The organism is Tabrizicola sp. (assembly GCF_036781545.1).
Classification (GTDB): Bacteria; Pseudomonadota; Alphaproteobacteria; order Rhodobacterales; family Rhodobacteraceae; genus Tabrizicola.
Genome location: NZ_DAIQAT010000232.1, coordinates 1 through 4,019, shown reverse-complemented (window position 1 = coordinate 4,019; position 4,019 = coordinate 1). Strand labels below are relative to the sequence as shown.

Here is a 4,019-nt window from a genome sequence, read left to right as displayed (position 1 = left end):
TCCTCGGCCGCGACCTGTTGCAGGTCTACGGGGTCGAGGTGGTGCAGGTCCCGACCGTGCAGATGGAAGCGGCGGATTTCACCGGCTTCGACGTGATCTATATCGAGACCCCCTCAAACCCCGGCCTCGACACGGTGGATATCGCGCCGCTGGCCCGCAAGGCCCATGCCGCCGGGGCGATCCTGATCGCCGACAACACGACGATGACGCCGCTTCTCCAGCGCCCGCTGGACCTTGGCGCCGATCTCGTGGTCGCCGCCGACACCAAGGCTCCTGCCGGCCATTCCGACGCGCTTTTCGGCCATGTCGCGGGTCGCGACAGCAAGCTGATGGCCCGCATCCGCGAATGGCGTCGGCAGTCGGGGTCGGTGCCCGGTCCGTTCGAGGCCTATCTCGTCCATCGCGGCCTGGAGACGCTGGAGGTCCGCCTGACCCGGATGTGCGCCTCGGCGGCGGTGATCGCCGGGCGGCTGGGGGCCCATCCGCGGGTGCGGGGGCTGCGCTATCCCGGCCTGCCGGGCGATCCGTCGCACAAGGCGGTCGGCGGCCAGATGGCGAACGGCGGCTTCCTGGTCGGCTTCGAACTTGCGGACGAAGCGGCGGCGGAAGCCTTCCTCGCCCGCTGCCCGCTGATCGAGCAGGCCACCAGTTTCGGCGGCGTCCATACCGCCGCCGAACGCCGGTCGCGCTGGGGCGATGCGGTGGCCGACGGCTTCATCCGGCTCTCGGTCGGGGTCGAGCCGGTGGAGACCTTGTGGTCCGCCATCGAGACGGCGCTGGCGGGGTAGGGCGACCAAAACTTTTCGAAAAGTTTTGCCAAATTCCTTAGAAGGAGTTTTGCCCCTGGTCAGATCCCGTCGAGGATCCGCGCCGCCTCGGCCTGCACATCAGCCAGTTTGGCCCGGTCCTCGCCCGGAAAGAACCGCGCACGGGTGGCGGTGGGCAGGGCAGCGGGAGCGGCGATGACAACCCTCGGCCCGTGCTTCGCCGTCTCGGCCTGCCAGCTGCGGGCCAGCGCCATCTGCGCGGCCTTCGTCGCACCATAGGCGCCGAAGAAAGGCTGCCCCGCGCGGGGATCGTCGAGGAAGAGCGCCGTGCCATCCCCTGCGCGCAGAAGCGGCTCGACCATCGGGATCAGCATCCCCGTCGCGCGGGCGTTGGTCGCGAGCGACTTCTCCCAGTCCTTCTGGTCGACATGGCCTGCGGGCGCCAGCGGTGCGGCATGGATCGCCGCATGAACCCAGAGGGCGAGGCCGCCCCAGCGGTCATGGACCTGTCGGCACAGATGCCGCATAGCGTCGTCGTTGGTCACATCCATCGGGGCCAAGGTCAGGCTGCCCGCGCCCGGCAAGCCCGCGCGCCGGACCCGGTCGTCGAGTTCCTCAAGCCCGCCCACCGTGCGGGCGACCGCCACGACATGCCAGCCCCGGAGCGCCAGCTGTTCGGCGATGGCGGATCCCAGGCCGCGCGAGGCTCCGGTGACGAGGGCCACTTTGGTGGCGATCTTCTGGGTCATGCGTCTGTCCTTATGGCGGCGGTGGAGCCTCCGGCGGGGATATTTGTCCCAGTATGAAAGGGCAAGGGGAAGGGTGGCTCAGGCCTTGCGGCTATATCCCGCAGCGATCTCAGCCTGGCGTGTCTCGATGATCTGGCGCAGGAGTGCGTCGGGTAGAGGCTGGTCAGCGGTGAAGAGGACGCCGGACTTCGAGGTCTTGAACGGGGAGCAATCGATCCGGGGGATGACGCTGCCGGAATGCGGGTAGAGGCCGAGGTGTTTGGCGAAGGCGGCGTAGCCCACCACCATTTTGCCCTTCGGCCCGGGCTGGCGGAAGCCGGGCATGGCGTAGGACAGGACCTCAATGTGGTCGGGCAGGAGCGCCCTGAGCCGGGTGCGGAAGGTGGTCAGGGCGTCCCGCTGATCGCGGGGCAGGGCGGCGATATAGGCGTCGACCGATGCGGGATCGGCGACTCTCACTCCGCCGCCTTCATCTGGAAGCCTTCCTCGATCTTGTCCGAAGGGGCCACCGGATAGTCGCCGGAGAAGCAGGCGTCGCAGAAGCGGGGGTTTTCGGGGTCGCGCCCTGCAGCCTCGCCCGCCGCGCGGTAGAGGCCGTCGAGCGAGATGAACTTCAGGCTGTCCACCCCGATCCAGTCGCGCATCTCGTCCTCGCTCATCGTGGCGGCAAGAAGTTTCGAGCGTTCCGGCGTGTCCACCCCGTAGAAGCAGGGCCAGGCGGTGGGGGGCGAGGCGATGCGGAAATGGACCTCGGCCGCACCGGCCTCCAGGATCATGTCCTTGATCTTCCGGCTGGTGGTGCCGCGCACCACCGAGTCGTCCACCAGGATCACCCGCTTACCCTTGATCAGCGCGCGGTTGACGTTCAGCTTCAGCCGCACGCCCATGTTGCGGATGTGGTCGGTCGGCTCGATGAAGGTCCGGCCCATATACTGGTTGCGGATGATCCCCATCGCATAGGGAATGCCCGATTCCTGGCTGTAGCCGATGGCCGCCGGGGTGCCGCTGTCGGGCACCGGGCAGACCAGGTCGGCATCGACCGGGGCCTCGCGCGCAAGCTCCACGCCGATCTGGCGGCGGGTCTCATAGACCGAACGGCCGCCGATGATGCTGTCGGGGCGGCTGAAATAGACGTTCTCGAAGATGCAGAAGCGCGGTTTCGCCGGGGTGAAGGGGCGGGTCGATTCGACGCGGTTGCCCTCGATCACCACCATCTCGCCCGGTTCGATCTCGCGGATGAACTCGGCGCCGATGATGTCGAGGCCGCAGGTCTCGGACGAGAGCGCCCAGCCGCTGTCACCGATCCGGCCCAGGACCAGCGGGCGCACGCCCAGGGGGTCGCGGACGCCGATCAGCTTGGTCCGGGTCATGGCGACGACCGAGAAGGCGCCCTCCACGCGGCGCAGCGCGTCCTTGATCCGCTCCGACAGGGTCTTCTGGATCGACCGCGCCATCAGGTGGATGATGCATTCGCTGTCCGAGGAGGACTGGAAGATCGAGCCGCGCTCGATCAGTTCGCGGCGCAGCGCCGAGGCGTTGGTCAGGTTGCCGTTATGCGCGATCGCGCAGCCGCCCATCGAGAATTCGCCGAAGAACGGTTGCACGTCGCGGATCGCGGTCGCGCCCTTGGACCCGGCGGTGGAATAGCGGACATGGCCGATGGCCAGCGCGCCGGGCAGCGTGTCCATCACGTCCGCCTTGGTGAAATTGTCGCGGACATAGCCGAAGCGGCGGGCCGAGTTGAAGCCGTGCTCGGGGTCATAGCAGACGATCCCGCCCGCCTCTTGCCCCCGGTGCTGCAGGGCATGCAGGCCGAGCGCCACGAAGTTCGACGCATCGGCCACGCCGACCACGCCGAAAATGCCGCATTCCTCCTTCAGCTTGTCATCATCGAAGGGGTGCGAGCGGAAGGGGGCCATGCGTCCGAATCCTGTCGAGAGCCTTGGCCCGCTCTTTACGGCAGGCGCCCGGGGGTGTCACGCCCCGAAACGCCCGAGCCGGATCACGGGTTGGTGGTGGTGGTGGCAGGCGCCGCGGGGGCTTCCGGAGTGACGGGGGCCGGGGCGGTGCCGGTGGCGCAGACATTGGTCAGTTCGTTGTAACGCTCGACGATCCAGCCCGGCGCGTCCGAGGGGATGTTGTCGTCGATCTGGCGCTGGAAATTGGCGAAGACCAGCGCGGTGCGGCTCTTGTCGACCATCTCGATCCGCTGGTCGCTGAGCACCCGGTCGTAGACGATGAAGGCGATGGCGATCAGCAGGACCCCGCGCGCCGCGCCGAAGAGGAAGCCGAGCGCCTGGTCGATCCCGCCCAAGGCCGAGCGCTGCACCGCGCCCGAAAAGAGCGGCGTGAAGAGCGCGGCAACGATCAGGCCTATGACAAAGACCCCCGCGAAGGCGGCGACGACCGACAGTTCGCAGCTGTCCGAGAGGAATTCACCGACGACCGGCAGCTCTTTCACCAGGGGTTGCACGCCGGGCGCGAAGTAGTAGGCGGCGATGGC

General features: G+C 68.1%; 5 protein-coding genes. 1 reads left to right on the top strand and 4 read right to left on the bottom strand.

What is annotated here, in order from left to right; genetic code table 11:
* Positions 1 to 788: PLP-dependent transferase (locus tag V7Q39_RS19800; protein WP_333818331.1), on the top strand; the 788-nt coding region annotated here is incomplete at its 5' end.
* A 59-nt stretch (positions 789 to 847) separates the two neighbouring features.
* Here the strand turns inward: V7Q39_RS19800 and V7Q39_RS19795 are convergent.
* The 4 genes from V7Q39_RS19795 to V7Q39_RS19780 all read right to left on the bottom strand — a co-directional run.
* Positions 848 to 1,516: an SDR family NAD(P)-dependent oxidoreductase gene (locus V7Q39_RS19795; protein WP_333818330.1), complete on the bottom strand. Its 669-nt coding sequence runs from the start codon at positions 1,514 to 1,516 to the stop codon at positions 848 to 850.
* Between the two features lie 78 nt (positions 1,517 to 1,594).
* Positions 1,595 to 1,975, bottom strand: a complete 381-nt coding sequence (locus tag V7Q39_RS19790; RefSeq protein WP_333818329.1) for an iron chaperone — start codon at positions 1,973 to 1,975, stop codon at positions 1,595 to 1,597.
* Positions 1,972 to 3,435 carry an amidophosphoribosyltransferase gene (gene purF, locus V7Q39_RS19785; protein WP_333818328.1) on the bottom strand — a complete coding sequence of 488 codons (1,464 nt, stop codon included), beginning with the start codon at positions 3,433 to 3,435 and terminating at the stop codon, positions 1,972 to 1,974. Before purF ends, V7Q39_RS19790 begins: the two co-directional genes overlap by 4 nt.
* Before the next feature lie 83 nt (positions 3,436 to 3,518).
* A partial coding sequence (locus tag V7Q39_RS19780; protein WP_333818327.1) for a CvpA family protein occupies positions 3,519 to 4,019 on the bottom strand: 501 nt, incomplete at its 5' end.

Excerpts from the sequence above, each read along its gene's own strand:
- V7Q39_RS19795 (WP_333818330.1), bottom strand. The coding sequence starts at position 1,516 with ATGACCCAGAAGATCGCCACCAAAGTGGCCCTCGTCACCGGAGCCTCG.
- purF (WP_333818328.1), bottom strand. The coding sequence starts at position 3,435 with ATGGCCCCCTTCCGCTCGCACCCCTTCGATGATGACAAGCTGAAGGAG.